The following is a 25,880-nucleotide window of genomic DNA, read 5'->3' as shown; positions in this document are numbered from 1 at the left end:
CGCACTCACGCACTCACGCACTCACGCACTCACGCACTCACGCACTCACGCACTCACGCACTCACGCACTCACGCACTCACGCACTCACGCACTCACGCACTCACGCACTCTTCCTCCCGTGACCCACGATCTCTCCACGTACCGCTACGTCGTCGTCGCCGAAGGGCAGTTCGGGCCGCTGACCAGCAAGACGGCCAACAGCGCCGTCCGCTTCATCCCCGACCGCGTGGTGTGCGTGCTGGACTCCACGCACGCGGGGCGCACGGTGCAGGACGTGCTGGGGTTCGGCGGAGCGACCCCCGTGGTGGGCACCATCGAGGAGGCGCTGCGGATGGGGCCCACGGCGCTCCTCGTCGGCATCGCGCCGCAGGGGGGCGGGCTGCCCGAGGCGTGGCGGCCCATGCTGCGCACGGCCATCGCGGGCGGGCTGCACGTGGTGAGCGGGCTGCACGTGCACCTGGGGGACGACGCGGAGCTGGCGCGGCTGGCGGCGGAGCGCGGCGTTCGCATCCACGACCTGCGCAAGCCGCCGGCGGACCTGCCCGTAAGCCAGGGCAAGGCGCGGCTGATCGACGCCTACTCGGTGCTCACGGTGGGCACGGACTGCAACATCGGCAAGATGACGGCGGGGCTGCGCATTCGCGACGCGCTGACGGAGCGCGGGGTGAAGGTCGGCTTTGCGGCGACCGGGCAGACGGGGATCCTGATCGAGGGATGGGGGATCGCGGTGGACGCCGTGGTGGCGGACTTCATCGGCGGGGCGGCGGAGCGGCTGGTGCTGCGCGCGGCGGAAGGGAACGACGTGGTGCTGGTGGAGGGGCAGGGCTCGCTCGTCCATCCCGGCTACTCGGGCGTCACGCTGGGGCTGCTGCACGGATCGATGCCGGACGCGATGATCCTGTGCCACCAGCCCACGCGCCAGTGCCCGTACGGCGGCGGCAACGCGTACAGCTGGATGCCGCTCCCCTCCGTGGAACAGATGATCGCCCTCTGCGAGAGCGCCATCGCCCCGCTGCGTCCCTCGAAAGTGATCGGCATCTCCCTGGTCACGTTCGACATGGACGAGTCCGCGGCGCGCGACGAGATCGCCCGCATCGCCGACCTCACCGGCCTGCCCGTGACGGACCCGGTGCGCTTTGGAGCGGACGTGCTGGCGGAGGCGATCCAGCGTGGGGCGGAGGGGAAGGGTGAAGGGGTGAAGGGTTGAAGGGGTGAAGGGGTGAAGGGGTGAAGGGGTGAAGAATGCGCGGGCGGCCGGAATTCTGGCCGCCCGCGCATTCTTCATCCATCCCAACGCTGATCAGGATCAGCCCGCCACGTATCCGCCTGCGTCAGGGACAGTAGAGCTGGCCGGAGCCGTTCTGGGATTGGGGCAGTCCAGCACGCCGTCGTCCCGGCTGGCGGCCACGTCCGGCGCGGCGATGCGCGCCGTGGGATGCCCCATCCCGTCCTCTGTTCCTCTGGCGGTTCTCCGTTCCTCTGTACCTCCCCCTGCTGTTTCCGGACCCGGCGGAAGGCCGAAAAAGCGAAGCCCCGCGCAGCGATTGCGCGGGGCGGGGCTTCAGTCGGTGTTCGGGCGGGCGGAGCCGGTCAGCCGCAGCAGGAGCCCTTGCAGCAGCAGTCCTTGCCGCAGGCGCCGCCACAGCAGCAGTCTTCGCAGCAGCAGTCGGCCTGGTTGTGGTACATCGAAGGAGTCCTGGTTTCAGGGACGGCGTTGGCGAGTGTGACTACGGTAACGCCGCGGGCGCGGAACGCACAAGGCTCCGCGTTCCCGCCGGCTACGGGCCGATGCTCCGGCGCGCCTGGTCCAGCAGCTCCTGGATCTCCGGGCGGGGGCCGCGGGTGTCCATCACCTGCTGCGCCCATCCCAGCGCCTGCCGCGCGGAGTCCGTCTCGCCCCGCCGGCCCTGGTACTCGGCGTAGACGGCCAGGATGGCGACCACCGCTTCCAGCGGGTGCAGGTCGGTGCGGCGCGCCGGGCTGCGGTCGCCGGCGGAGGTGAGGGGGCCGGCCATCCGCCGCAGGTCCAGGTCCTCCCACGCGGCGGTGAACGCGGCGGGAAGGAACAGCGGGTCGCTCAGCCGGCCGCTGGGGTTCACGGTGATCACCGGCCCTTCGCGGCGCAGCAGCACCCCGCTGTCGATGAACCGCTGGTCGGCGGTGGCGGCCAGCGCCAGCGGGCGCGGGTTGCCGCCCTCCACCCGCGCCTGCGCCCACAGCGCGCCCACGGCGGACTGCAGCGGAGCGGGGCCGTCGTCCTGGTGCACGGGCGCTCCGCCGTCCACCCCCTCCGCTTCGGGCGGCACGGGGTAGCCCGTTCGCGCCGCCATCCGCCGTACGTAGGCGGGGATGGACAGGTGGCTCAGCCGCACGATGGTGACGTCCGGCCGCACGCCTTCGGCGGTCTGCGCCACCTGCAGGGGATGGTAGTTCCAGTCGCCGGCGAAGAGCACGGCGGCGGGCGGCGCGGCGCGCAGCGTCCACCGCGCCAGCTCCAGCACCGGCGGGCCAAAGAAGCCCAGCTCTCCCAGGCGCCGCTGCGCCCGCAGCTCGGCCGCCTCGTCGTTGCGCAGGGCGGCCGCGTCCCACGCGGCGAGCCACGCGTTGCCGTCGTCGGGCGCGCAGGTGGTGGCGCGCTCGGCGTACGCGCCGGCGGAATCCGCGGCGTCCGGCTCGGCGCTGGCCAGGTGAACGCGCGCCAGGACGGCGTTCGCCATGCCGTGGCAGGGCGCCGCCTCCAGCACCCGGTGCGCCTCGCGGGCGGCGGTCCGGAGCGCGTCGTGGTGCAGCAGGGCCTCCGCGTACCATGCCCGCGTGTCGGGGTCGTCAGGGTGCGCGTCGACGACGGCCTGGAAGTCGTCCAGCACCCGCTGGTCGGTCGCGTCGCGATGGAATCGGGCGATGGCGTCGTCCAGCGTCTGGGCCCGGGCGGCGGGCGCGGAAACGGCGCAGGCGAGAAGGACGGTGATGACGGTCTTCATCGAACGAGGCGGGACGAAGGTCGGGGTGTCTCCCGCCCGCGGGGATGCGGGCGGGCGAAGGGACGTCAGGCTGGCCTGCTGGTGCTCACCGGGTCCGCGCCGCCGGCGCCGAGCGGGAACTCGTCGGTTTCGGTGGGACCGGCTCGATGAGGTCATCCGGCAGGATCCCCGGCGCCGCGGGACATCCGGACGACGCCTCGAACAGCGAGGCTCTCAGAAGGTGTTGCCAAACCTCAAATCCATAACGAAGCGGTGACTTCCTGAGGGAGCGCATCACGTCCAACCAGATGTCACACTACAGGTTGCGCGCGACTGAAGGACCTCGTCCCGGTGGCGCAGGGGCCAGATCAGGGCGTCGTTCTGCTGGCGAGGTCCTTCGGTCGGCGCGAAGGCGTAGTGTACAAGCGAGTTACGGGGCGGAGCCTCCCTCGGGAAGTCAATTACGCTCGGAGGTTTGGCACACCCTCTCAACCGTTTGCGCTCGGCTACGGGACTTCGGCCTGGGGGCTCTGGATGATGTCGCGGGCCCCGGTGTACATGGCCGCGGCGGCGGGGGAAACCCGCCCGGTGGCTATGATCCGATCCGCCAGGACAAGGGCCTCGCGGGCACCCGCGTCGTCCCCGGCGTCGTAGCGGGTGCCGGCCAGGTACGCCGCCACCCACAGCACCAGGTCCGCGGGATGGCCCTCGGTGTGGCGAACGGGGCTGCGGTCCGAGGGAACCGCCGTTGGCCCGTCGAGCCGCGCCACGTCGATGTGGCGCAGCGACGCGGCCAGCACGCCGGCGTCCGCCGGCGGCAGGCCGCCCTCGCCCGCGGTGGCCAGCGGGTGCAGCGTCTGGACGCCGCCGTCCGGCCGCACCGCCGCCGCGCCCTTTACCCACTCCGTCGCCGTCGTGGCGGCGAGCACCAGCGGGCGCGCGCTCCCGGCCAGGGTCGCGGCCGCCCACGCGGCGCCGGCGGCTTCAGGGAGGGGCTGATCCGAGGCGGCCGGTTCCCACGCGTCATCGCCCAGCCCCTGCACCTGCGCGGGCATGGGCAGCCCCGTGCGCGCGGCCACCCTGCGCACGTACCACGGAAACTCCAGCATCCCCCGCTGCACCAGCTCCACGTCGGGACGCAGCCCCTCCATCGCCTGGACGATGCCCATGGGAAAGAAGTCCGTGTCGCCGTTGGCCACCAGCACCGCGCCCGGCGGCGCGGACCGCAGCATCCAGCGCGCCCGCTCCATCACCGGGTCGGTAAAGAAGCCCAGCTCCTTCAGCCGCCGCTGGCTGCGCAGCGCGGCCGCCGTGTCGCGCCGCATGATCCCCGCCATCCAGTAGTACAGCCAGGCGTTCCCGTCGTTCGGCTCGCATTCCGCGGCGCGGCGCGCGTGCGTCCACGCCGAGTCCAGCCCGCCCGGCTGGTTGTAGCGATGGCGGATGAAGCCCCCGGCCACCAGGGTGTGCGCGCCGGAGTGGCAGGGCCGCACCCGCAGCGCCTCGCGGCCCTCCTCGATGGCGGCGTCCGAGTCTTCCAGCTGCAGGAGCGCATCGCCAAGCCAGGTGCGCAGGTCCGGATCGTCGGGGCTGCGGGCCACCAGTGCCTCGAAGACCGGCAGCGCCGCCTCCACGTCGTTGTCGAAGTACAGCAGCAGCGCGTCGTCCAGCGTCTGGGCGCGGGCGGGCGACGCGGCGCACAGGGCGGCGGCGGTCAGCAGCAGCGGGAATGAACGGCGGATCATGATCCGGTAGGGCGGCGAAGGGTGGCGCCCGCCCGCGGGGATGCGGGCGGGGGGCGCGGGTCAGGCTACCACTGGATGGTGCCCTGCTTGCTGGTGTCCACCTGCTCCGCGTCGCCGGTGCCGAACAGGAACTTGTCGGTCTGCTCGAACAGGAACTTCTTGGCCTCGGCGTCGCGCACGTTCAGGCCGTAGTGGTTGATCAGCATGGTCTGCTGCTTGAGCCACTCCTGCCAGCACACGTTGCAGATCTCGCCCTGGATGCGCTTGCCCAGGTCGTTGTTGAACGGCGCGTACGGCAGCCCGGCCCGGGTCTGTCCGCAGCGCACGCAGGTGACGTCGGCCATCGGATGGAATCCTTGTGGATGATGGATGTGTCCGCGTTCCGCGAACCCCGACCGAATCTAATGCGTGCGGCAAGTCCGCGTCCAACGCCGCGCCGGGGATTGCGCCGGTACGCCCGGCGGCGTGAGCTTTCAGGCGGGTTTCGTCTCCATCGACTCTCTTCCCGCGTGCGTACGTGCCGCAGCCCCTCCCCGCCCGCATCAGCGACGACGGCCGCGTGGCCACCTGGAACCCGGGGATGACCTTCGCGGCGCAGGTGCTGGTGCGCGTGCGCCTTGCGGACGGCGGCGTGGAGGAGCGGCGGTCGATGAACAGCGGCCGCGCCCGCGTGCGCGAGGGCGAGGCGATCGAGTCCATTTTGGCCGAAGAGGTGCTGTGATGTGCTTTCCACCGCGGAATGCGGCGCGGATGCGTCCGCGGACCTTCGCCCGGCGGTCCGCGTGACGCCGCCGCAGCTGTACGACCGCATCGGCGACGGCTACGCGCGCTTCCGCCGGCCGGACCCGCGCATCGCCGCGCACATCCACGGCGCGCTGGCGGGAGTGCGGTCGGTGGTGAACGTGGGCGCGGGCGCCGGCTCGTACGAGCCGGACGCGGGCGTGGTGGCGGTGGAGCCCTCGGCCGCGATGATCGCCCAGCGCCCGCCCGGTGCGGCGCCCGCCGTGCAGGCCAGCGCGCTCGCCCTGCCGTTTCGCCCCGAGTCGTTCGACGCGGCGCTGGCGGTGCTGACCATTCACCACTGGCCGGACTGGCGCGCCGGCGTGGCCGAGCTGGTGTACGTGGCGCGGGAGCGCGTGGTGATCCTGACCTTCGATGCGGACGCGGAACCCTTCTGGCTGGTGCGCGACTACCTTCCCGAGATCGCCGAACTGGACCGGCGCTGGATGCCGCCCGTCGCGGAGCTGGCGCGCGCGCTGGGCGGTGCGGAGGTCGTCCTGGTGCCCGTGCCGTGGGACTGCACCGACGGCTTTCTGGGCGCGTACTGGCGCCGGCCGCGGGCGTACCTGGACCCGGACGTGCGCGGCGCCATCTCGGCGTTCGCGCAGGTCCCGGACATCGAGGATCGTCTCGGCCGCCTGCGCCGCGACCTGGACGACGGCACCTGGGCGCGGCGGAACGCGGGCCTGGAGGATCGCGAGGAGCTCGACGTCGGCTACCGTCTGATCGTGGCGAGCGGATGAGTGTCTCGCGCTGATCAGGGTCCGGAAGTCACACGGGAACCCGACTTCCTGCGTCCAGCGGCGCTTCGCGCACCCTGCGGGATGAAAAAGGGCCTGTCATTCCGAGGCCCGGCCACACTACCGCCGGACGATTGCGACTCAAGAGGGTGTTGCCAAACCTCCCAGCGTGATTGGCTTCCTGAGGGAGGCGCCGCCCCGCAACTCGCTTGCACACTGCACCTTGGCGCCGACCGAAGGACCTCGCCAGCAGAACGATGGGGCGGGTCCCGTGCCCTGATCTGGCCCCTGCGCCGCCGAGACGAGGTCCTTCGGTCGCGCGCAATCGGTTGTGCGACTTCTGGCTGCACGTGGTGCGCTCCCTCAGGAAGTCACCGCTTCGTGATGGATTTGAGGTTTAGCAACACCCTCTCAGGCTCAGGTCTCAGGGTTGAGGAATCTACCGTCGGCCATGGGAGGCCGGACGCGGCAGCCCGCGCCACCGCCGCGGCGGCGAAACCGCCAGATGGGGCCCGTTCGGGGCTTCGAGACAGGCCACGAGGAACCGGAGAGTAGATTCCTCAGTCGCGCCACAGTCCTTCGCGGACGGAGAGGGCAGGGCGGCGCTCCCTCGGAATGACAGATCGGGTGTGGGGCCAGTGACGTTCAAGGCGTCGATGCGCCACCCTGTGATGGAGCACAGACTGTCATTCCGAAGTCCGGCCACACTACCGTCGGGCGAATGCGACTCGGAGGGTGTTGCCAAACCTCCCAGCGTGATTGACTTCCTGAGGGAGGCGCCGCCCCGCAACTCGCTTGTACACTGCACCTTGGCGCCGACCGAAGGACCTTGCCAGCAGAACGATGGGGCGGGTCCCGTGCCCTGATCTGGCCCCTGCGCCGCCGAGACGAGGTCCTTCGGTCGCGCGCAATCGGTTGTGCGACTTCTGGCTGGACGTGGTGCGCTCCCTCAGGAAGTCACCGCTTCGTTATGGATGCAAGGTTTAGCAACACCCTCTCAGGTCGCAGGGCCGAGGAATCTACCGTCGGCCCATGGGAGGCCGGAGGCGGCAGCCCGCGCAACCGCCGCGGCGGCGAAATCGCCAGATGGGGCCAGTCCGGGCGTCACGGCAGGCCACGAGGAAACGGAAAGCAGATTCCTCGGTCGCGCCACGGTTCTTCGCGGACGGAGACGGCAGGACGGCGCTCCCTCGGAATGACAGATCGTGGTGTGGGGCCAGTGACGTTTCCATCGAGGGAGCGCACCATTGCCCTTCAGGATGTCACGGTTCGACGAGAATTCAGATGGATGTTCAGGTGCGTGAGGAGCCGATCGCGGGGCTGGGGCAGTACGCGCGCGTTCCCATTGCGTTCGAGGTGCGCGAGGTGCTGGACCTCGTGGTGCGGGACGGCGGCCTGGGCGGCTTCGCGCTGGTGGAGCGGCCCCTGGACGTGCCGTGGATGAAGAACTACGACGACTACGCGGGGGAGCGGCCTTCGCGCTGGGCGATCCGCTTCGACGTGTCCAGGTGGGGGCTGCTCACGGCGCACGCGGAGGGCCGGCCCGTGGGCGGGGCGGTGGTGGCGTTCAACACGCCGGGCGTGGACATGCTGGAGGGGCGCCGGGACCTGGCCGTGCTCTGGGACCTTCGCGTGGCGCCCGAGATGCGCGGCCGGGGCGTCGGCGCGGCGCTGTTCGGGGCCGCGGAGGCGTGGGCCGTGGCGCGCGAGTGCCGCCAGCTGAAGGTGGAGACGCAGAACATCAACGTGCCGGCGTGCCGTTTCTACGCGCGGCAGGGGTGCGTCCTGGGCGTCATCAACCGCTTCGCGTATCCCACGCTGCCGGACGAAGTCCAGTTGCTGTGGTACAAGGACCTGCCGTCCGCCATCGGGGTGGATGCGGCGGCATCGACATCCACAACCTGATCGAGGAATCCCGTGACGGACGACATCCAAACGGACGACATCGAAGACGGCCCGTTCCCGCTGACGGTGCTGGTGACCGCGGTGTGGAGCTTTTTCGAAGGCGAGCAGTTCTCCGATCCGGCGGAGTTCAACCGGCGCGTCGCCGAGTACCACACGGAGGTCGGGGGTGAGGATACGTGGGATCCGGACGAGGTGGTGCTGTCCGCGCCCGGCATCCGCATCGCCTACTTTGGCGTGGAGTCGCCGGACGACGAGGAGTACACGGAGTTCACCGCGGAGCTTCGCAGTGACGACGGCACCCAGTTCACCGCCGGCGAGCTGCTGCTGAAGCTGAACAACACCGTGGCGCCGCACCTGAAGGGGATGGACCACTGCTACTTCGAGGGCCTGTTCCTGACCGACGAGCCGCCGGTGGACGGCGTGCCCGTCTACGAGATGATGCAGGGAAGCTGATGTCCATCGGCGAGGAATCGGCGGCGAGCGGGGAGGGCGGCGGATCGGAGGCGGGAGTCGGCACGTTCGACATCCGCTTCATCAGCGACGAGGTGGAATCGCTGGCGGAGTTCCTGGGCGAGGGCGCGTGGGGGCTGCGAGGGCGCATCACCCTGGGCGAGTACGTGGAAGAGTTCCTGGCGCTGCTCGGCACGTGGACCCGCGAGGACTACGAGCGCCAGTGGGCGCAGGCCGCGCGGCGCCTGGCGGATGGCGCGGACCGCACCGCCTTCTTCACCTCGGCGTACGAGTTCCGGTGGACGCTCTGGCGCGTGGGCGACCGCGTGGTGGCGCAGGAGCACTTTCTGACGGCCGAGCACTTTCCGGAGCCGTTCGATCCCGACGACCTGTACACCCACATCCAGGACCGCCGCACCCGTACGGACGACGGCGCGTCGATCTCGGAATGGACGCTGGACCTGGCCGGCGTCGCCGCGTTCGCCGCCCGCGCGCCGCATCCGCCGACCGGCTGAGAACCCATCGAAAGAGAATGCCCATGCAAGCGGATGCGGCACCCCCCGCCACCATCGACGAGTACATCGCCGGCTTTTCGCCCGACGTGCAGGAGGTGCTGCGCCAGATCCGGGCGACGGTCAGGGCGGCGGTGCCGGACGCGGAGGAGACGATCAAGTACGGGATGCCGACGTACGTGCATAACGGCAACCTGGTGTACTTCGCCGCGTTCAAGAAGCACGTGGGCTTCTTCGGCACGTCGCTGGAGATGGGGGATCGGGCGCTGAAGGACGAGCTTTCCGTCTACGCGGGGCCCAAGGGCTCGCTGAAGTTCCCGCTGGGCAAGCCGGTGCCCCTGGACCTGATCACCCGGATCGTGGAGATCCGGGTAAAGGAAAACCGGGAACGGGCGGACGCCAAGGGAAAGAGGACGTAAGCCACCCCCGCCGGTGACTTGGCAACACTCCTTGTACGGAATCCGAAGAAACACCTGTCATTCTGAGGAAGCGCCCACCCCGGATTCTCGGGAAAACCGGGGAGCCAGTTGGCGCGACCGAAGAATCTCCTTCCCCTCGCGCGGAACCCTTTCCGGGCATCGCCCGCGAACCCCGCGTGACCGCGAGATCCCGCCGCCGAGCACGCAGGTTCTTCGGTCATGGTGCGCGGCCGGGCTACCGGTACTCCGCGCTGTCCAGGGTGGCTTCGAAGAACGGAAACTCGTCCGGCTCGCCCAGGCGCCAACCGGCGCGCAGGTGCGCGGGGATGGTGTAGCCGCCAAAGGTGCGCTCGCCCCCAAGCTCCACGTCGAACCGCGCGTAGCCGGCCGCGCCGCCGCCCGCGTCTTCGCGCCAGCGCATCAGGCTGGCGTGCCGCAGCCGCCCCTGGCCGTCGATGCGGAGGGTGGTGGTGACGGGCTCGCCGTCCACCGTCAGCCGCACGCGGGCGGTGGTGTCGTCCACGGCCTCCCACGCGGCGCCGTACCGCGGCAGCAGCGCGCCGGGGACGATGACCGCCTCGCCCGCCAGCCGCCCTGCCGCCGAGCGGGTGACGCCCGCCCCGTCCGCGCGGACGATGGGGATCAGCCCCAGCAGCCACCAGCGCATGGCGCCCCGCGCGTGCACGTAGCGGTCGAACCCGCGAAAGCGCATGACCCCGCGCCCCACGCGCGCCCGCCAGATGAAGCCGGACGGCGGCGCCAGCACCTGCTCCGCGCGCATGGGCAGCGCCTCGCCGCCGGGTGACAGGCGCAGGGTGCCGTGCATGGTCAGCCGCACCGAGCGCGCGAGCGGCGTCCCCGGCGCAATGGCGTGCAGCAGGTAGCGCCGCGCGGGCTCCGGCACCCCGTCGGCCATCGCGGGATCGAGCGCGGCGTCCGCGCCGGGGGCCTGCAGCTCCCGCCACATCGGCTCCAGCGCCTGCTCCTGCCGCGCCCGCGCCGCCCACAACCCCAGCACCCCTCCCGCGGCGGCCAAGGGGAGCACCGAAAGCCAGCGTCTGCGCATCGTTCCCTCCCTGTCGTTGCCTGCTTCACAAGCACAATCTGGCGCCGCCGCCCGCGCCCGATCATCAGAAAAATCGCGATTGGGTGTCGGGAGATTCTCGTCTTCCATCCCGCGACCCGGCGGAGGGTCAGGATCGGGCGGCGGCGTTCGTTCCATGCTGCTTCCGCCATCCAAAGGCAGATGGCTCGTCGTCGTCCCTGGACGGAGGACCGTGCGCATGACGCCTCGCCTCGCAGGCAGAATCGCGCTCTCCACATCGCTGCTCATCCACCTGTGGCTGTCGTGGGCGGTGGTATGGGCGAGCGGCTGCTGCTGCGCCGGGGCCACGCGGCGACTGTCTCCGGCCGCCCTTGCCGTGCTGGACGTGCTGGTCTGGCCCGTGGACCAGGTGCCCGTCGTGTGGTGGGAGTGGAAGTATCCGGTGGGGGCGATCCTGGCCAGCTTCGAGCTGTGGTTCGTAATGCTCTACGTGCTGCTGCGGGTGGCGATGTTCGCCACGGACGTGCGCCGTCCCGCATCCGCCGCGGCGTAGCGGTCCTGGCGCGGTGGAGGCGCCGGCAGATGATCGCCAGTGGCAACACGGCGTCGAGCTAACAAGTGAATGGAAGACGAAATCTCCCTCATTACGCGCAGCCGTTGCCGTTGACCGGACACCGAACTCTGTATTATGGTGATGTGGTGTCCGGTGCCAGAGAGAGGGTGAAATGGGCAAGAACCAGCATGTGGTGCCCAGAAACGGGCAGTGGGCTGTCCGCGGGGCAGGGAACAGCAGGGCTACCCGCGTCTTCGACACACAGGGTGAGGCGATCGATGCTGCCCGCGAGATTGCGCGCAATCAGCGTACGGAACTCGTAATCCATCGCCCCGATGGCAGGATCCGGGAGAAGAGCAGCTATGGAAGCGATCCCTTTCCTCCCCAGGGATGAAGCCGGGATCGGCTCGCATTCATGGGACGCGTCGATGCGGTCTCCCATTCGGGATGGGAGTGCTGGTTCTGGTCCAGGGATCACCTGGAGGCGCACTTTCACGTAAAGTCGGCGGGGGAGTGGGAAGTAAAGGTGTTTTTCATGGAAGATCCTCCTTACTACGAGGTGGAGTTCGAGGCCAGACGCATCCCGTCTCGCAAGATGTCGAAGTTCTTGAAGATGGTTGCAGAGAAAAGAGAAGCACTCCATGCGGAATGGGATCGCAAGGTCCAGGTGGTAGATCCATGACGAACCGCCCGGAATCCGCGGAGCGGCTGCACGTCTCGCGGGCCGCCCTGCGCGCGGCGAACCTGCCCAGGCACATCCGCACCGGCATTCCTACCCTGAACACGCGGAATCTGGCGGAACGCGTCGCCGTTCTATGTGCTTCAGAGGCACTGTCGCCGCGCGGTGACAAGCTCGTGGACCGGCGTCCGGGATCTGTGACTCGGTACCTCGTGCTGCTAGATGTACCCGAGCCGGCGCTGGTGCGCCTGCCGCGCGCGTTGAGGGTGCATCGCCCAGATTACCGGTTGTACCTCACGCGCGACGCGGGAACGGTCCGTCGTCTGCTCATTGGCCTGGCTCGCAAGCAGCCGGTGCTCGGAATCGTGGACGCGTATCTCCTGAGCAGCGACCTGCACGTACTGACCGCCGACTTCGAAGTGCGGTGCTTTCCGGTCCGGAAAATTCCCCTGCTTGCGGGGCTGAGCGCAGCCGAACGCGGGGAGTTCAGCGTAGATGAAGACGGCTCCTACCTCCACTGGCCTGCGCGAGATCTGCACATCGGTGTCTCCCAGCTCCTGCAGGAGGTGGATCCGGCGTACATGACGGACATCGCGATCGAACGGAACGCGTACGACAAGGGGGGAGCGGCACTGCGCATCATGCGCGAGGCTCGCGCCCTCCGGCAGTCCGATGTTCCTGGAATCAGCGTTCGCCAGGTCAGCCGGGTGGAGCAGGGAGTTTCCCGCTTGCGGTACGAATCGGCGCAAAAGTTTGCGAGCGCGTTCGGCATGGGTACCAGCGACTTTCTCGACGAACTTGGACGGCGCGCGGCTGCGCTGCACAACGGTTCAGACCTGATCCCCCCGCAAAGGCTGAAGCGAACCGATCCCGCCGCGACTCCAGCCGGATCGAGGACGTGATGGCGAGGAGGGCGTGCCGCCGTGGCCCGCCCTCTCGCGTTCTGACGATGGAAATTCGCGCGCAAGGATCAGGACGCGCGGCGGGGTGGCTGACCGTCGTCTGCGCCCGCGGGGGCCCTCACCCGCTCGCCTAGGCTCGCGCCCTCTCCCGCAAGCGGGAGAGGGTATAAACATCGCAAATACCTCCGGTGCGGTGCCGCCGGTCCGCGGGTGAAGCCTCGCGCAGTTTGCGAGGCTTTCCGTAGTCGTTGCGGCGAGTTTACTCGCTCTCGCGGACGGGTCGCGCGTGGCTTGATGATACGAGCAGGTGAAGCCCCGTTCGGCGAGCGCCAGCGAGCCGGGACGGGGCTTGTCGCTTTCCCAGCAGCGGATTCATCCGCTCATCGCCGGGACTTGCTCGTTGCGCCCTACCGCCGCCCCCCATCACCGCGTCACGTGCATCCACACCGCGCGCGAGACGTCGCGGCCGGCGCGCTGGGCGGCGTCCTCGTCCGCGAAGCCGCGGGTGAGGACGACGAGCACGTAGGGCGCGCGGCCGGGAGGGTAGACGATGGCCGCGTCGTGCGAGATGCGGGTGATGCTGCCGGTCTTGCTGGCCACGCGCGTCCCCGCGGGCAATCCGGCCGGGATCATGTCCGTGAACTCCTGCCGCGCCAGGATCTCCTGCATCTCGCGCGCGGCGGACGCGCCCACCACGGCGGGGTCCTGCACGGCGCGCATCACCCGCATCAGCGCGTACGCGGTGGTGGTGTTGTTCATCCCCGCGTCGTACGCCGCCTGGTCCTCCACGCCGCGCAGCACGTGCATGTCGCGCGCGCCGATTGCCTCCATCGTCCGGGCGATGCGGGCGGGTCGGGCCTCGGCGATCAGGATGTTGGTCGCCAGGTTGCTGCTGCGCGTAATCATCCGCTCCACCAGCTCCCGCATCGGCACGTCGCTCCCCACGCGCCGGTACAGCTCGCCGTCGCTATCGTCGTCCGGGCTCAGCTGGTAGCTGCCGCCGTCCGCGATGCTGACGAACGAGTTCTGGACGCGGATCGGCGCATCGAACGACAGCTCCCCGGCGCCCGCGCGGCGAAACAGCTCCATCATCACCGGCACCTTCATGGTGCTGGCGGCGTGCATCCGCACGTGCGCGTCCACCAGCAGCGAATCGCCCCTCTGCAGGTCCATGAACGCCACGGACACCTCCGCCGTGTCCCCCGCCGCCGCGCGGATGATCCGCCGCACCTCCGCCTCCAGCCCGTCGACGCCATTCGAAGGCGCGGGGGCGGGCAGCGTGGCGGGGGCGCAGGCAACGCGGGGCGCGGCGGGGACGCAGGCGGCCAGGATCAGCGGCAGGGCGAGGATTCGTCGCATCGGATGGATCGGCGGCGCGGGTGGATGGATACGCGCAACGTAGCCGCCGCCGGTCGGGGGCGGAATCCCTCCGCTCGCATCCCCCGACCCGCCGCTCGCCGGCCGCGCCGTTCATCCACCGCCCCTTGACCTGCATCCTTCATCCCGTAACGGATGCTGATCCACCCAACACGGATGCGGGAGACAGGGATGATGAAGAGCGCGATGCTGCTCACGATGCTGGCGCTGGCGGGGTGCGCGGGGCAGGCGGCGCGGACGGCGGAGGTGGCCACGGAGCCCGCCACGGTGCTGCGCGGCCGGCTGATCGACGGCACCGGCGCCGCGCCGGTGGAAAACGGCGTGGTGGTGATCGTGGGCACCCGCATCACCTGCGCGGGCGCGGCGTCGGCCTGCCGCATTCCGGCCGGCGCGCGGGTGATCGACGCGGAGGGCGGCACCATCCTGCCGGGGCTCATCGACCTGCACGCGCACGTCTGGGATCCGGCGATGCTGTCGATGTTCCTGCCCGCCGGCGTCACCACCGTCCGCGACCTGCACAACACCTTCGACAACCTGGCGATCCTGGACGCCGTCACCGCCCCGTCGCCGCGGCTGTTCCGCGCCGGCCCGCTGATCGACGGGCGCCAGAGCTGGCCCGGCGCCATCGTCGCGACGGACGTCGCCGCCGCCGTGCGCGCGGTGGACACGGTGGCGGCGCACGGCGCGGACTTCGTAAAGCTGTACAACGGGCTGTCGCTGGAGCAGGTGACGGCCGCCACGGCGCAGGCGCGCCGCGCCGGCAAGCCGGTGACGGCGGACCTGCTCTCCAGCCGCGTGGACGCGCTGCAGGCGATGGAGGCGGGGGTGGAGGGCTTCGAGCACGCGGGCGGCTTCAGCCAGGCGTACCGCAGGCTGGGCGGCGACCCGGACGTGTTTCCGCTGGACTCCGTCCTCGTCGACAGCCTGGCGCGTGCGGTGGTCCGCCGCCGCGCGTACATCGTCCCCACGCTGATCGTGGCGCACCAGTACGCGGCCGAGTCGCGGCCGTCGCTCGCCGGCATCCCCCTGGCGGACCGCGTGCCGGAGCACGTGCACGCCTTCTGGACCCGCGGCGACGCGGCGCCGCCCTCATTCAAGCACGTGTTCGACGTGCACGAGAAGTTCGCCGCCCACCTCACCCGCCGCGTCGTCGCGCTGGGCGGACGCGTGGGCGCGGGGTCGGACCTGCCGAACCCGTACGTGACCCCCGGCGGCGCGCTGCACCAGGAGCTGGAACTGCTGGTCGGCGCCGGGCTCACGCCGCTGCAGGCCATCCGCGCGGCCACCGGCGGCGCGGCGGACATCCTGCGCCGCGAGGACATCGGTGTGCTGGCGGCGGGGCGGGCGGCGGACGTGATCGTGGTCGGCGGGAATCCCGCGGCGGACATCCGGGCCACGCGCGACGTGCGCATCGTCATCCGCGACGGCGCCGTGCTGCCGATGGAGACGCTGCTGGCCGCCGCGCCCCCCGTCCGCGGATCGCGCCCCGCCCGCGCCGCCGCCGATCCCGCCCCGGCGCCGGACGCGTCGAAGCTCGCGATGGGCCGCATCGTCTACCGTGTCGTGGTGGGCGCGGACACCAGCGGGGTGGATACGATGGGCGTGGTCGCGCAGGACGGGCGGCTGGTGTTCACCGAGGCGTCGCACACCCCCGTGTTCTCGATGGACGCGCGGGTGGAGATGGCCACGCCCTCGCTGGCGCCGCTGGTGTCGGAGCTGGTGCAGGAGATGGGCGGCAACCGCATCCAGGCCGGGCTGCGCTACGCGGACGGGCGGGTGACGGGGACGCTGAAGATGCCCGCCGCGTTCGGCGGCGAGACGGCGCTGGACTCGCCTACGCCGGGCGCCGTGTACGACGCGGCCGCGCTGTACCCGGTGATCGCCGCGCTACCGCTGCGCACGGGCGCCGCCTGGACGCTTCCCGTGTACACCACCTATGTTCGCCAGGTGGCGCCGTACCGCGTGGAGGTGGGCGCGGTGGAGACGGTGCAGACCGGGATGGGCGCCGTGCCCGCCTGGCGGGTGCAGGTGACGGCGGGGGCGTTCACGCAGGTGATGTGGATCAGCGAGGCGGAGCCCAGATGGCTGGTGGCGACGGAGATCGCGGCGTACGGCATGCGGACGGTGGCCCGGAGCCGCCTTCCGTGACCGGCGCGGGCGCCGAGAGCATCCTGGGGGTGGTGGGGGGCACGTTCTCGGGCGTCCCCCGCCGCGCGCGCATCTTTGGAGCGGTCGCCGTGCTCTACTTCATCGGGATGATGCTGTGGATGGTGATCGCCTTCGGGCCGCGCGAGGCGTTCATGGGGCCGTACATGTGGGGCGGCTTCTGCGGCGGGCTCAGCGGGCTGCTGCTGGGGTGGACGGGCGCGCTGTACTCGCTGGCGCAGGACGGCCGCTGGTCCATGCGCTGGCGGTGGCGCGTGGTTCCCACGCGGATGAACGACATGCTCCTCGCGGTCCCCACGCTCTCGCTGATCTCCGCCCTGCTGGCGACGATCGGCGCGGGGATGATCCTCCCGCTCGTCTGGCGCGAGTGGTACCTGGCGGGCGGCCTGGTGTCGATGGCGGCCATCATCCTCTACGCCGTGCGGCTGACGTCGGACAGCACGCGCTTCCTGTACCTGCACGCCCGCGAGCAGGCCGCCGCGGCGCAGCGGGCGCAGGCCGAGGCGGCGGACGCGCGGCTGGCGGCGCTGCAGGCGCAGATGAACCCGCACTTCCTGTTCAACGCGCTCAACACCATCGCCTCCCTGGTCCGCACCGACGCCCGCGCGGCCGAGGCGACCACGGAGAACCTGGCCGCCATCCTGCGCCGCACGCTGGACCGCTCGCGCAGCACCCTGTCGACCGTGGAGGACGAGGCGGACTACCTGCGCGCCTACCTGGCCATCGAGCAGGAGCGCTATGGCGACCGGCTTTCGGTGGATTGGGAGATCGACCCTGCCGCGCTCCCCGTGCGCATTCCGCCGATGACGCTGCAGCCGCTGGCGGAGAACGCGCTCAAGCACGGCGTCGGCGGGCGGCTGGAGGGCGGGCGGATGCGCATCGGCGTGCGGCGCGTGGAGGGCGCGCTGCGGCTGGAGGTGCAGGACGACGGCGCCGGCTTTGCGCCCGACGCGCGCGACGGCACCGGCCTGGGCAACCTGCGCGCGCGCCTGGCCACGCTGTATGGCGACCGCGCGTCGCTCACCATCGACCGCCTTCCCCGCGGCGCCCGCGTGGTCGTCCAGCTGCCGGTGGAAGGCTCGTGATGACATCCTCCACGGGGAACGACGATCCAGCCCGAACCCTCGGTCTGTCATTCCGAAGGAGGCGCCGCACGGAACCGTCCTGCACCGGATGCTCTGGCGCCGACTGAGGAATCTACCGTCGGAATTCTCGTAACCTGATCCAGGCACGGTACCGGCGGCTGCGAGGGAGATGCGGACGGTGCCGGGTGGCCGCGACGTGCGCGGAAGTGGCCGAAAGTAGATTCCTCGGTCGCGCACCGGCTTTGCTGTTGCGGAGTGTGAGCGTGGCGCGCTCCCTCGGAATGACAGAGCCGGCCGTACCTCAACATCATTCCGAACTTTTTCTGCCGATGGTGGGGATGCGATGCGCGTGCTGATCGTGGACGACGAGCCGGCGGCGCGGCGGCGGCTGGCGCTGATGCTGGAAGAGCTGGACGAAGAGGTGGTGGGGCAGGCCGCCAACGGCGTGGAGGCGCTGGAGATGGCGCGCGAGCGGCGGCCGGACCTGCTGCTGCTGGACGTGGAGATGCCCGAGGTGGACGGCTTCGACGTGCTGCGCCACCTGGGCGAGCCGCGCCCCCTGGTCGTCTTTCAGACCGCCTACGACGAATACGCTCTGCGCGCCTTCGAGCACGCCGCGCTGGACTACCTGGTCAAGCCGGTGACGCGCGCCGGGCTGGAGCGCGCGCTGGCCCGCGCCCGCGAGCGCCTGGCCACGCCCGCCCTGCCGCACCTGGACGACCAGGTGGCGCAGGCGCTGCGCTCCGCCGCGGGCGTGGGCCCCGCGCGCAAGCGCCGCCTGCTGGTGCGCGAGGGCCGCGGCCACCGCCTGGTGGGGCTGGACGAGGTCGTCCGCTTCAGCGCCGAAGACGGGATGAGCCACGCGCACCTGTCCGCGGGCACCAAGCACCTGACCGACTACACGCTCGCCGAGCTGGAGTCGCGCGCCGGCGACGCGTTCGTGCGCGTGAGCCGCGCGGACCTGGTGCGCGTGGACGCCGTCGCGCGCGTCACCCGCAACGGCGACGGGGGCGCCACGCTGGGCATGTCCGACGGCTCAACCGTCCACGTCAGCCGCCGCCGCGCCCCGGAAGTATGGGTGCTCCTGGAAGGCTGATCCGCATCACTTCCCAAGCCCTCGTCGAGAGCATTCGGAGCCGGCACGAGCAAACTCTGCTGACTCTGTTGACTCTGTGTGAGGCCCTTCTTTTCCAGGACTTCGGGACGCGACGGAAGCGTGTCCCAACGTCACACTGGACGCGCGTGTCCAATCAGTAGCAGATTGAACTCTGCACATCGTGCTGCGCCTGGTCCCCCCGACCGATCCGATGGATGCCTCGCATTACGCTTTCCGCGTCTGCGCTTGCCGCCGCATTGAACGCCGATCTGTACCGGCGCGGCGTGCCGGCGTTCGTACGCGTGGACCAGGTGGTTCGCGCGCCGGCGGGGGAGGGCGTCGACGGCGCGGACTGGGTGTTCGGCCTGGAGCGCTCGCTGGTGCCGCTGGACGACGACGCCACGGCCGAGCGCTACGCAACCGCGCTGTTCACCTGGGAGGACGAGGTGGACGCGGCCGCGCGGTGGGCGGCGCAGCGGTTCGCGATTGCCTGGGACGAGGATGCGCCGCGCGAGGCCGTCTTCATCCCCGCGCCGGAGCCGGCGGCGCACCCGGCACGGCGGGGCAGGCCGGTGGGAGCCAGAAAAGCGGCGGGCGGGGAGTAAATCTCCCCGCCCGCCGCGTTTTCGTATTGATCGAAGACCGTTCAGGCGCGTCCGTCCACCGGGCGCGCGTCGCTGGCCTCGCTCTTGTCGGACGACTCGTCGGCGTCGGCCTCGCTAGGGCCGGGGGCGCCGTCGCGGTGGCGGACGCGCTCCAGCAGGTCGCGCGACGACTCCAGCATCTCGCGCGTCTTGCGGATCACGTCGCGGGTGCGCTCCACCACCTCCGAAACCGTGCGGTCGGTGAACTTCTGCCGGCCGGGCTCTTCGGAAGCAGCGTCGGGTGTGGGATCGGCGTCGGGCACGGGGAGGTCCGGGAATCGTGGTGGCGGATGAGGAGCGGCAAAGGCTGTGTGCCGCGGGTGCGGCCACAGTCGCGGGCATCCAGTCCGTTGGAGGTCAGGAGGTAAGGGTAAGCGCGCCCCGCCGTTTTTGCAAACCTTCCGTCCGCCGGCCGCGGCTGGCCCGCAACGTGCTTTCCCGGTGCGCCGTCGCCCCCCGGAACCCGGAACCACGCGGATGGAGATCACGATCAACTGCCAGCTGGCGTCCGCCCTGGCGGACCACATGCGCGGCGCGCGCGAAGAGCTTGCGCGCCGCTGGCTGGAGCGGATTGCCGCGCGCGTCGACCTGGACCCCAACCTGGTGTTTCCCACCGAGGAGCTGCTGGACCACGTTCCGCTGCTGATGGACCGCATCGCCGACTACATGGAGGACCCGGCCGAAGAGATCACGGCCGATGCCCCCGTCATCGGCAAGGCGCTGGAGCTGGGAGAGCTGCGCCACTCGCAGGGGTTCGACGCGCACCAGATCCTCAAGGAGTACGAGCTGCTGGGCGGGGTGCTGTTCGCCTTCCTGGTGCGCAGCGTGGACGAGATCGAGCAGCCGTGCACCCGCTCGGAGCTGCTGGCGTGCTCGCACCGGCTCTTTCGCGCGGTGGCCGTCATCCAGCAGTACTCCACCCAGCAGTACCTGCGGCTGGCGGCCGAGCAGGTGCGCGAGCGCGAGGAGCGGCTGCGCAGCTTCAACCGCATGGTCACGCACGAGCTCAAGAACCGCATCGGCTCCATCCTGGGCGCCGGACAGCTGCTGCAGGACCCCGACATCTCGGCCGACCCCGCGCGCCGCGCCCGCTTTGCGCTGATGGTGACGCAGAACGCCGACGCCATGCAGGAGGTGCTGCAGAACCTGCTGGAGCTGACGCGGATGGACACCGACGCGCGCCGCCAGCGCAACGTGCCCCTTCCCCGCGCCGCCTCGGAGGTCTGCCGCCAGCTGCGCGAGATGGCGCAGTCCGCCGGCGTGCGCGTGTACATCGAGGACCTGCCCGAGGTGGAGGTGAACGCGGGCGCGGTGGAGCTGTGCCTGGTCAACTACATGTCCAACGCCATCAAGTACTCCGATCCCTCGCGCGACGAGCGCTGGGTGCGGGTGTCGGGGAGCACCGAGATGCGCGACGACGGGTGCGAGCTCATCGTCGTGGTCGAGGACAACGGCCTGGGCGTGCCCGAAGAGGCGCGCGAGCAGCTGTTCACGCGCTTCTTTCGCGCGCACGGCACGGTGACGGGGGTCGAGGGGACGGGGCTGGGGCTCAGCATCGTCCGCGACACGGTGGAGGGGCTGGGCGGGCGCGCCTGGGCGGAGTTCGATCAGCCGGAGGGCTCGCGCTTCCTCCTCTCGCTCCCCTGCCGGCGCGGCGCGGACCGCGAGGCCCGGGGCGGCACGCCGCAGGCCGCGGGCGGGGCGGGGGATGCGGCTGGCGAAGACCGCGCGGGGAGCTGAATCTTTCGCGGGATGAATTTGTTAGCTAAGTTTCCCATTCCCGTCCCGACGGAACCAGCGACCCCGCCCACTGGTACGATCCCGGCACAAACAAGCGTTTGCGACGCCCTGGTGGAGGGCCTGGCGCGCATGGCGGGACGCCCCCTCCGGGCTCGCACCACTCGCCCACCTCCCCCAAAACTGCTGGGGGAGGTTGATCGTGGGGCAGGGGACAGGGTGGTTCGAGGCCGTTCGCCGAGCCTCGTCCCCGGGATCACTCCGAGGGCCGGCCATGGCGAATGAATTCGCTGCAACGACCACACGAAGTCCGCCTTCGCGGACAGGCGGGCTTTTGAGGCAGGGCGCGTGCCTTCCACGTGGCAGGTTGGAAGAGGATCGCCCACGCTGTCGTTGAGGAATCGCGATCGAATTCTCCCCTCTCCGCGAGGAACGAGCGGGAGGGGCCGGGGGAGGGGGCCCCTGCCGGCGCAGCCGAATCCGTCCGAAGCGCGATCGAATTCTCCCCTTTCTCCCGCTCCGCGGGAGAGAGGGGCCGGGGGAGAGGGGGCCCCGTCGGGCGCCAGCGTGATCCCGTTCGCCGCTCCTGGATCCCGCGGCTTCTAAAGCCCATGGCTCGACGCCGTTCGCCGTTACCGGCAGTCCGGATTTCCAGCTCCACCGTGAGCATCAGCCGATAAAAGACCCATGCAGACCATCGACGCAGGCCGGCGCGCGACGCGCGTGGAGACCCTGAAGCACGCCATCGAGTCGCACGTGCGGCAGACGCTGGCCCGCGAAAGCGCGGCGGCCACCCCGCGCGACATCTACATCAGCACCGCCATGGCCGTGCGCGACAAGCTGGCCGAGCGCTGGGCCAGCACCAACGCGCGCTACCAGCACCGCGACGTAAAGCGCGTCTACTACCTGTCGCTGGAGTTCCTGATCGGCAAGTCGCTGCACAACGCCATCACCAACCTGGGGCTGGACGGCGCGACGGCCGAGGCGCTGGAGGAGCTGGGCCACAAGCTCGACACCGTGCGCGACCTGGAGCCCGACGCGGGCCTGGGCAACGGCGGCCTGGGGCGCCTGGCCGCCTGCTACCTGGACAGCATGGCCACCCTGGAGCTGCCGGGCACCGGCTACGGCATCCGCTACGAGCACGGCATCTTTCGCCAGGGGATCGACGACCAGGCGCGGCAGATCGAAAAGCCCGACAACTGGCTGCACGACGTGAACCCGTGGGAGATCGCGCGCCCGGACCGCACCTTCAAGGTGAAGTTCAACGGCCGCGTGCAGCCCCGGACCGACGACGAGGGGCGCATCCACTTCGACTGGGTGGACACCAGCGACGTGCTGGCCATGGCGTACGACACGCCCGTTCCCGGCTACTGCAACAACACCGTCAACACCCTGCGCCTGTGGGCCGCCAAGGCCACCGAGGAGTTCGACCTGGAGGGCTTCATCCGGGGCAACTACATCGCCGCGGTGCAGGCCAAGACCGACACCGAGACCATCAGCAAGGTCCTCTACCCGCCCGACGACACCGGGGCGGGGAAGGAGCTGCGGCTCAAGCAGCAGTACTTCTTCGTCAGCGCCACGCTGCAGGACATCATCCGCCGCTACAAGACGGAGCGCACCACGTTCGCCGACTTCGCCGACAAGGTGCAGATCCAGCTGAACGACACGCACCCGGCCGTGGCCATCCCCGAGCTGATGCGGCTGCTGATGGACGAGCACGGGCTGGAGTGGGACGCCAGCTTCGACATCGCCCGGCGGACGTACGCGTACACCAACCACACCGTGCTCCCCGAGGCGCTGGAGGAGTGGAGCCTGGAATTGTTCGGCCGGCTGCTGCCGCGCCACCTGGAGCTGGTGCGCGAGATCGACCGCCGCTTCCGCGCCCGCGTGAAGGAGAAGTTCCCCGGCGACGCGGCGCGCGAGGAGCGCATGGCCATCATCGCGGGCGGCAAGGTGCGGATGGCGCACCTGGCCATCGTGGGCAGCCACTCCACCAACGGGGTGGCGGCGCTGCACTCGCAGATCCTCAAGGACCGCATCTTCCGCGACTTCAACGAGCTGTGGCCGGAGCGGCTGACCAACGTCACCAACGGCGTCACGCAGCGCCGGTGGATGCTCAAGTCCAACCCCGGCCTGTCGGCGATCATCACCGAGGCCATCGGGCCCGAGTGGATCACCAACCTCGAGCAGCTGGCCGGGCTCGAGGCGTTTGCCGACGACGCGGCCTTTCGCGCGCAGTGGCGCAAGGCCAAGGCGGAGAACCGCCGGCAGCTGGCGAAGCTGGTGCGCGCGGAGGCGGGCGTGTCGGTGGACCCGCGCAGCCTGATGGACGTGCAGGTAAAGCGGATGCACGAGTACAAGCGCCAGCTGCTGAACGCGCTGCGCTGCGTCGACACGCTGCTGCAGCTGCGCGACACGCCGGACCTGGCGCTTCCGCAGCGGGCGGTGCTCTTTGGCGGCAAGGCGGCGCCCACCTACTGGACGGCCAAGCTCATCATCCAGCTCATCGGCCGGATCGCGCGCGAGGTGAACGAGGACCCGGTGGCGGGCAACCTGCTGCGCGTCGCCTTCATCCCCGACTACCGGGTGTCGCTGGCGGAGCGGATCTTTCCCGGCAGCGACCTGTCGGAGCAGATCAGCACGGCGGGCTTCGAGGCGTCGGGGACGGGGAACATGAAGTTCGCCCTGAACGGCGCGCTCACCATCGGCACCATGGACGGCGCCAACGTCGAGATCGCCGAGCACGTGGGCGAAGAAAACATGTTCATCTTCGGCCTGCGCGCCGAGGAGGTGGAGGCGCGCAGGAAGGCGGGCTACAACCCCCGCGCCGAGTACGAGGCCAGCCCGCGGCTGCGGCGGGTGCTGGACTTCGTGGCCAGCGGCACGCTGTCGCCCGAAGACCCGGGGCTGTTCCGTCCCCTCATCGAGTCGCTGCTGCACCACGACCCGTACATGCTGCTGGCGGACTTCGACGCGTACCTGGACGCGCAGGCGCTGGTGGACGCGGGATGGGGCGACCAGGAAGAGTGGACGCGCAAGGCCATCCTGAACGTGGCGCGCTGCGGCTGGTTCAGCAGCGACCGCTCGGTTCGGGAGTACGCGGAGCGCATCTGGAAGGTGCCCGTGCCCTGATCCGCGTCTCCGCGTGATCGCAGATCCTGAAAAAGAATAATCGTACAGAGGAACAGAGTCAGACAGAGAAAGCGAGCTAAAAGATCATCTTGGCTCCTCTGTCTGACTCTGTTCCTCTGTACGCATAAGGTGTTGTTTTCCCGAATTCGGGATGAGGCCTTTTCTTGGGAGATTCAGGGCCTGACGTACGCGTGCAGGCCCTCGATTCCCAGCCTGTCCACGGGGGTGACGACCACCAGGTCCGCCGCATCCGCATCCGGCACACGGTGCGAACGCATGCCGCCGGGCACCACGTCCACGGTCCACTCGCCGCGCCGCCGAACGCGCACGATCCACCAGAACGCAGGATCGCCGGACGCGGGCCGCCACTGGACCATCGGGCCGTCCGCCCCCGATTCGGTGAGCGTCAGCGACGGGGCTCCGAGCACGCGGCCGCCCAGCCACGGCGTGGCGGGAGGCAGCGCTTTCTCACGATACGGGCCGCGCAGCAGGCGCTCGTTCAGCGAATCGGGGTTCTGCATGAACGTCCTCATGCTGAAGTGCACGTTCCCCGTGGCGCCCGGCATTCCCCGCGTCACCCACACCTGGCCGGTGATCTCCTCCGCCCGCCACTCGCGCGGCACCCGGCTGGTAAAGTTGCCGGGCCACATGTGCCGGCCGTGCACGTTCTGCTCGATCCACCACCGCAGCAGCACGGGGTACGGCAGGTCCGGCCGCGAGATGGCCCAGTACAGCTGCGGCGTGTAGTAGTCCACCCACCCCTCGCGAATCCACTTGCGCGCGTCGGCGTACAGCGCCTCGTGCTGCTCGAAGCCGTTGCCCACGCCCAGCGGATAGTTGGTGCGCCACCAGCCGAAGGGGCTGATGCCGAACCGCACCCACGGCTTTTCGCGGTGGATCCCCTCGTACAGCTCGCGGATGAGCGTGTTGACGTTCTCGCGCCGCCAGTCCGACCGCGACATCGTTCCGCCTCCCTGCACGTAGCGCCGCCAGCTGGGCTCGTCGGGAAAGTCGATGTTCTGGCCGGCGCTGTCCCTTTCGGGATACGGATAGAAGTAGTCGTCCAGGTGCACACCGTCGATGTCGTAGCGGCGGACGACGTCCAGCACCACGGCGAGCGAGTGCGCGCGCACCTCCGGCTCGCCGGGGTCCATCCACCAGTTGCCGCCGTAGCGCCGCACCAGATCCGGCCGCCGCTTCGCGATGTGGTCGTCCGTGTACTCCGTTTCGGCCGATGGATGGCGGGCGCGGTACGGATTGAACCACGCGTGCAGCTCCAGCCCGCGCGCGTGCGCCTGCTCCACGGCAAATCGCAGCGGATCGTAGCCGTCGTCCGGCGCGCGCCCCGCTTGGCCGGTCAGGTATTCCGACCACGGCTCCAGCTGCGATGGATACAGCGCATCCCCCGCCGGGCGCACCTGCAGGACGATGGCGTTCAGGTTGATCGCCACCGCGCGGTCCAAGATGGCGATGAGCTCCGCGCGCTGGCTGTCCGCCGGAAGCCCTGGCCGCGACGGCCAGTCGATGTTGTCCACCGTCGCCACCCACACCCCCCGGAACTCCCGCCGCACCCCCGGCATCGCCAGCGAGTCGGCGGACGCCGGCGGGTCCAGCGGCGCCACCGCCGGCGCGCCCGGCATCTGCGCGGCGGCGGACGGCGTGCTCGGCACCGGCGACGCGGCGGGCGGATTTCCCGCGCACGCGGCAAGGGCGAGCAGCGCCAGCGCGGTGGCGGAACCGCGCACGATCGTGGGACGGCGGAACGGCATCAGGATCATCTGCGGACCTGGTTGGTGGTAGCACCGTGTGGCGGAGGCTTCGGCGCGGGCGGCAGGCGCCCCCTCCGGGCTCGCATTACTCGCCCACCTCCCCCAAAACTGCTGGGGGAGGTTGGGGTTGCCGACACATCAAGGCTCGGCGAACAGGATCGAACTGCGCCCGCGAGGGGCCCC

General features: G+C 70.5%; 25 protein-coding genes. 17 read left to right on the top strand and 8 right to left on the bottom strand.

Annotated features, from left to right (window positions below):
• The first annotated feature begins 119 nt into the window (after nt 1-119).
• Entirely contained in the window at nt 120-1,208 is a 1,089-nt protein-coding gene (locus VGC13_RS29375; protein ID WP_331128900.1) for a DUF1611 domain-containing protein, read from the top strand.
• 99 nt (nt 1,209-1,307) lie between these two features.
• Here VGC13_RS29375 and VGC13_RS29370 read toward each other — a convergent pair whose 3' ends face one another.
• The 4 genes from VGC13_RS29370 to VGC13_RS29355 form a co-directional block, all read right to left on the bottom strand.
• A complete protein-coding gene (locus VGC13_RS29370; protein ID WP_331128899.1) occupies nt 1,308-1,445 on the bottom strand; it encodes a hypothetical protein in 138 nt (45 codons plus the stop codon).
• Nucleotides 1,446-1,779: 334 nt separating this feature from the next.
• Nucleotides 1,780-2,982: a hypothetical protein gene (locus VGC13_RS29365; protein ID WP_331128898.1), complete on the bottom strand. Its 1,203-nt coding sequence runs from the start codon at nt 2,980-2,982 to the stop codon at nt 1,780-1,782.
• A 485-nt stretch (nt 2,983-3,467) separates the two neighbouring features.
• Entirely contained in the window at nt 3,468-4,706 is a 1,239-nt protein-coding gene (locus VGC13_RS29360; protein WP_331128897.1) for a tetratricopeptide repeat protein, read from the bottom strand.
• A 65-nt stretch (nt 4,707-4,771) separates the two neighbouring features.
• A complete protein-coding gene (locus VGC13_RS29355; protein WP_331128896.1) occupies nt 4,772-5,050 on the bottom strand; it encodes an oxidative damage protection protein in 279 nt (92 codons plus the stop codon).
• Between the two features lie 173 nt (nt 5,051-5,223).
• Here VGC13_RS29355 and VGC13_RS29350 point away from each other — a divergent pair, with 173 nt between their 5' ends.
• From VGC13_RS29350 to VGC13_RS29325, 6 genes are all read left to right on the top strand, one after another.
• Nucleotides 5,224-5,427, top strand: a complete 204-nt coding sequence (locus tag VGC13_RS29350) for a hypothetical protein (RefSeq protein ID WP_331128895.1) — start codon at nt 5,224-5,226, stop codon at nt 5,425-5,427.
• A gap of 76 nt (nt 5,428-5,503) precedes the next feature.
• A complete protein-coding gene (locus VGC13_RS29345; protein ID WP_349264264.1) occupies nt 5,504-6,229 on the top strand; it encodes a class I SAM-dependent methyltransferase in 726 nt (241 codons plus the stop codon).
• Between the two features lie 1,281 nt (nt 6,230-7,510).
• Nucleotides 7,511-8,131 (top strand): GNAT family N-acetyltransferase, encoded by a 621-nt coding sequence (locus VGC13_RS29340; RefSeq protein ID WP_331128893.1) that lies wholly within the window; start codon nt 7,511-7,513, stop codon nt 8,129-8,131.
• A gap of 12 nt (nt 8,132-8,143) precedes the next feature.
• On the top strand, nt 8,144-8,584 hold the full coding sequence (locus tag VGC13_RS29335) for a hypothetical protein (RefSeq protein WP_331128892.1): 441 nt from the start codon (nt 8,144-8,146) through the stop codon (nt 8,582-8,584).
• Nucleotides 8,584-9,096: a hypothetical protein gene (locus VGC13_RS29330; RefSeq protein ID WP_331128891.1), complete on the top strand. Its 513-nt coding sequence runs from the start codon at nt 8,584-8,586 to the stop codon at nt 9,094-9,096. The genes VGC13_RS29335 and VGC13_RS29330 overlap by 1 nt, the downstream gene beginning before the upstream one ends.
• Nucleotides 9,097-9,113: 17 nt before the next feature.
• Complete coding sequence (locus VGC13_RS29325; protein ID WP_331128890.1) at nt 9,114-9,512, top strand: DUF1801 domain-containing protein; 399 nt, start codon at nt 9,114-9,116, stop codon at nt 9,510-9,512.
• A 235-nt stretch (nt 9,513-9,747) separates the two neighbouring features.
• Here VGC13_RS29325 and VGC13_RS29320 read toward each other — a convergent pair whose 3' ends face one another.
• Nucleotides 9,748-10,578 (bottom strand): DUF6544 family protein, encoded by an 831-nt coding sequence (locus tag VGC13_RS29320; protein ID WP_331128889.1) that lies wholly within the window; start codon nt 10,576-10,578, stop codon nt 9,748-9,750.
• A 217-nt stretch (nt 10,579-10,795) separates the two neighbouring features.
• On the opposite strand from VGC13_RS29320, the gene VGC13_RS29315 reads away from it, so the two are divergent.
• The 4 genes from VGC13_RS29315 (at nt 10,796) to VGC13_RS29305 (ending at nt 12,691) form a co-directional block, all read left to right on the top strand.
• Nucleotides 10,796-11,110 (top strand): hypothetical protein, encoded by a 315-nt coding sequence (locus tag VGC13_RS29315; protein WP_331128888.1) that lies wholly within the window; start codon nt 10,796-10,798, stop codon nt 11,108-11,110.
• Nucleotides 11,111-11,282: 172 nt separating this feature from the next.
• Nucleotides 11,283-11,504 (top strand): DUF2188 domain-containing protein, encoded by a 222-nt coding sequence (locus VGC13_RS33560; protein ID WP_349264263.1) that lies wholly within the window; start codon nt 11,283-11,285, stop codon nt 11,502-11,504.
• A gap of 21 nt (nt 11,505-11,525) precedes the next feature.
• Nucleotides 11,526-11,792, top strand: coding sequence for a DUF4160 domain-containing protein (locus VGC13_RS33555; RefSeq protein ID WP_349264262.1), 267 nt, complete (start codon nt 11,526-11,528; stop codon nt 11,790-11,792).
• Nucleotides 11,789-12,691: a DUF2442 domain-containing protein gene (locus VGC13_RS29305; protein ID WP_331128886.1), complete on the top strand. Its 903-nt coding sequence runs from the start codon at nt 11,789-11,791 to the stop codon at nt 12,689-12,691. The genes VGC13_RS33555 and VGC13_RS29305 overlap by 4 nt, the downstream gene beginning before the upstream one ends.
• Before the next feature lie 423 nt (nt 12,692-13,114).
• On the opposite strand, the gene VGC13_RS29300 is transcribed toward VGC13_RS29305, so the two are convergent.
• Nucleotides 13,115-14,050 (bottom strand): serine hydrolase, encoded by a 936-nt coding sequence (locus VGC13_RS29300; RefSeq protein ID WP_331128885.1) that lies wholly within the window; start codon nt 14,048-14,050, stop codon nt 13,115-13,117.
• 189 nt (nt 14,051-14,239) lie between these two features.
• Here VGC13_RS29300 and VGC13_RS29295 point away from each other — a divergent pair, with 189 nt between their 5' ends.
• The 4 genes from VGC13_RS29295 (at nt 14,240) to VGC13_RS29280 (ending at nt 19,020) form a co-directional block, all read left to right on the top strand.
• The gene (locus tag VGC13_RS29295; RefSeq protein WP_331128884.1) at nt 14,240-16,216 is read left to right on the top strand and encodes an amidohydrolase family protein; all 1,977 of its coding nucleotides are present in this window, start codon (nt 14,240-14,242) and stop codon (nt 16,214-16,216) included.
• The gene (locus VGC13_RS29290; RefSeq protein ID WP_331128883.1) at nt 16,213-17,319 is read left to right on the top strand and encodes a sensor histidine kinase; all 1,107 of its coding nucleotides are present in this window, start codon (nt 16,213-16,215) and stop codon (nt 17,317-17,319) included. Before VGC13_RS29295 ends, VGC13_RS29290 begins: the two co-directional genes overlap by 4 nt.
• 343 nt (nt 17,320-17,662) lie before the next feature.
• Nucleotides 17,663-18,415 (top strand): LytR/AlgR family response regulator transcription factor, encoded by a 753-nt coding sequence (locus VGC13_RS29285; RefSeq protein WP_331128882.1) that lies wholly within the window; start codon nt 17,663-17,665, stop codon nt 18,413-18,415.
• Nucleotides 18,416-18,630: 215 nt separating this feature from the next.
• On the top strand, nt 18,631-19,020 hold the full coding sequence (locus VGC13_RS29280) for a hypothetical protein (RefSeq protein ID WP_331128881.1): 390 nt from the start codon (nt 18,631-18,633) through the stop codon (nt 19,018-19,020).
• A gap of 41 nt (nt 19,021-19,061) precedes the next feature.
• On the opposite strand, the gene VGC13_RS29275 is transcribed toward VGC13_RS29280, so the two are convergent.
• Nucleotides 19,062-19,322, bottom strand: coding sequence for a hypothetical protein (locus tag VGC13_RS29275; protein ID WP_331128880.1), 261 nt, complete (start codon nt 19,320-19,322; stop codon nt 19,062-19,064).
• Between the two features lie 214 nt (nt 19,323-19,536).
• Between VGC13_RS29275 and VGC13_RS29270 the strand changes: the two genes are divergently transcribed.
• Both VGC13_RS29270 and VGC13_RS29265 read left to right on the top strand, forming a co-directional pair.
• Nucleotides 19,537-20,799, top strand: coding sequence for a sensor histidine kinase (locus VGC13_RS29270; protein WP_331128879.1), 1,263 nt, complete (start codon nt 19,537-19,539; stop codon nt 20,797-20,799).
• 684 nt (nt 20,800-21,483) lie between these two features.
• Nucleotides 21,484-23,928, top strand: coding sequence for a glycogen/starch/alpha-glucan phosphorylase (locus VGC13_RS29265; RefSeq protein WP_331128878.1), 2,445 nt, complete (start codon nt 21,484-21,486; stop codon nt 23,926-23,928).
• Between the two features lie 173 nt (nt 23,929-24,101).
• Here VGC13_RS29265 and VGC13_RS29260 read toward each other — a convergent pair whose 3' ends face one another.
• Nucleotides 24,102-25,706: a glycoside hydrolase family 10 protein gene (locus VGC13_RS29260; protein WP_331128877.1), complete on the bottom strand. Its 1,605-nt coding sequence runs from the start codon at nt 25,704-25,706 to the stop codon at nt 24,102-24,104.
• Nucleotides 25,707-25,880: the final 174 nt, after the last annotated feature.

The sequence above is a fragment of the Longimicrobium sp. genome, assembly GCF_036399255.1.
In the GTDB taxonomy this organism is placed as follows: domain Bacteria; phylum Gemmatimonadota; class Gemmatimonadetes; order Longimicrobiales; family Longimicrobiaceae; genus Longimicrobium.
Note: the sequence above shows the minus strand (reverse complement) of the source record. Positions and strands in the feature narration are given on the sequence as shown.

Bases quoted from the DNA above. Each gene is read 5' to 3' on its own strand.
- VGC13_RS29285 (WP_331128882.1), top strand. From the start codon at position 17,663: ATGCGCGTGCTGATCGTGGACGACGAGCCGGCGGCGCGGCGGCGGCTG.
- VGC13_RS29370 (WP_331128899.1), bottom strand. From the start codon at position 1,445: ATGGGGCATCCCACGGCGCGCATCGCCGCGCCGGACGTGGCCGCCAGC.
- VGC13_RS29365 (WP_331128898.1), bottom strand. From the start codon at position 2,982: ATGAAGACCGTCATCACCGTCCTTCTCGCCTGCGCCGTTTCCGCGCCC.
- VGC13_RS29270 (WP_331128879.1), top strand. From the start codon at position 19,537: ATGGAGATCACGATCAACTGCCAGCTGGCGTCCGCCCTGGCGGACCAC.
- VGC13_RS29360 (WP_331128897.1), bottom strand. From the start codon at position 4,706: ATGATCCGCCGTTCATTCCCGCTGCTGCTGACCGCCGCCGCCCTGTGC.
- VGC13_RS33555 (WP_349264262.1), top strand. From the start codon at position 11,526: ATGGGACGCGTCGATGCGGTCTCCCATTCGGGATGGGAGTGCTGGTTC.
- VGC13_RS29355 (WP_331128896.1), bottom strand. From the start codon at position 5,050: ATGGCCGACGTCACCTGCGTGCGCTGCGGACAGACCCGGGCCGGGCTG.
- VGC13_RS29315 (WP_331128888.1), top strand. From the start codon at position 10,796: ATGACGCCTCGCCTCGCAGGCAGAATCGCGCTCTCCACATCGCTGCTC.
- VGC13_RS33560 (WP_349264263.1), top strand. From the start codon at position 11,283: ATGGGCAAGAACCAGCATGTGGTGCCCAGAAACGGGCAGTGGGCTGTC.
- VGC13_RS29265 (WP_331128878.1), top strand. From the start codon at position 21,484: ATGCAGACCATCGACGCAGGCCGGCGCGCGACGCGCGTGGAGACCCTG.
- VGC13_RS29325 (WP_331128890.1), top strand. From the start codon at position 9,114: ATGCCCATGCAAGCGGATGCGGCACCCCCCGCCACCATCGACGAGTAC.
- VGC13_RS29305 (WP_331128886.1), top strand. From the start codon at position 11,789: ATGACGAACCGCCCGGAATCCGCGGAGCGGCTGCACGTCTCGCGGGCC.
- VGC13_RS29340 (WP_331128893.1), top strand. From the start codon at position 7,511: ATGGATGTTCAGGTGCGTGAGGAGCCGATCGCGGGGCTGGGGCAGTAC.
- VGC13_RS29300 (WP_331128885.1), bottom strand. From the start codon at position 14,050: ATGCGACGAATCCTCGCCCTGCCGCTGATCCTGGCCGCCTGCGTCCCC.
- VGC13_RS29320 (WP_331128889.1), bottom strand. From the start codon at position 10,578: ATGCGCAGACGCTGGCTTTCGGTGCTCCCCTTGGCCGCCGCGGGAGGG.
- VGC13_RS29280 (WP_331128881.1), top strand. From the start codon at position 18,631: ATGCCTCGCATTACGCTTTCCGCGTCTGCGCTTGCCGCCGCATTGAAC.
- VGC13_RS29330 (WP_331128891.1), top strand. From the start codon at position 8,584: ATGTCCATCGGCGAGGAATCGGCGGCGAGCGGGGAGGGCGGCGGATCG.
- VGC13_RS29260 (WP_331128877.1), bottom strand. From the start codon at position 25,706: ATGATCCTGATGCCGTTCCGCCGTCCCACGATCGTGCGCGGTTCCGCC.
- VGC13_RS29295 (WP_331128884.1), top strand. From the start codon at position 14,240: ATGATGAAGAGCGCGATGCTGCTCACGATGCTGGCGCTGGCGGGGTGC.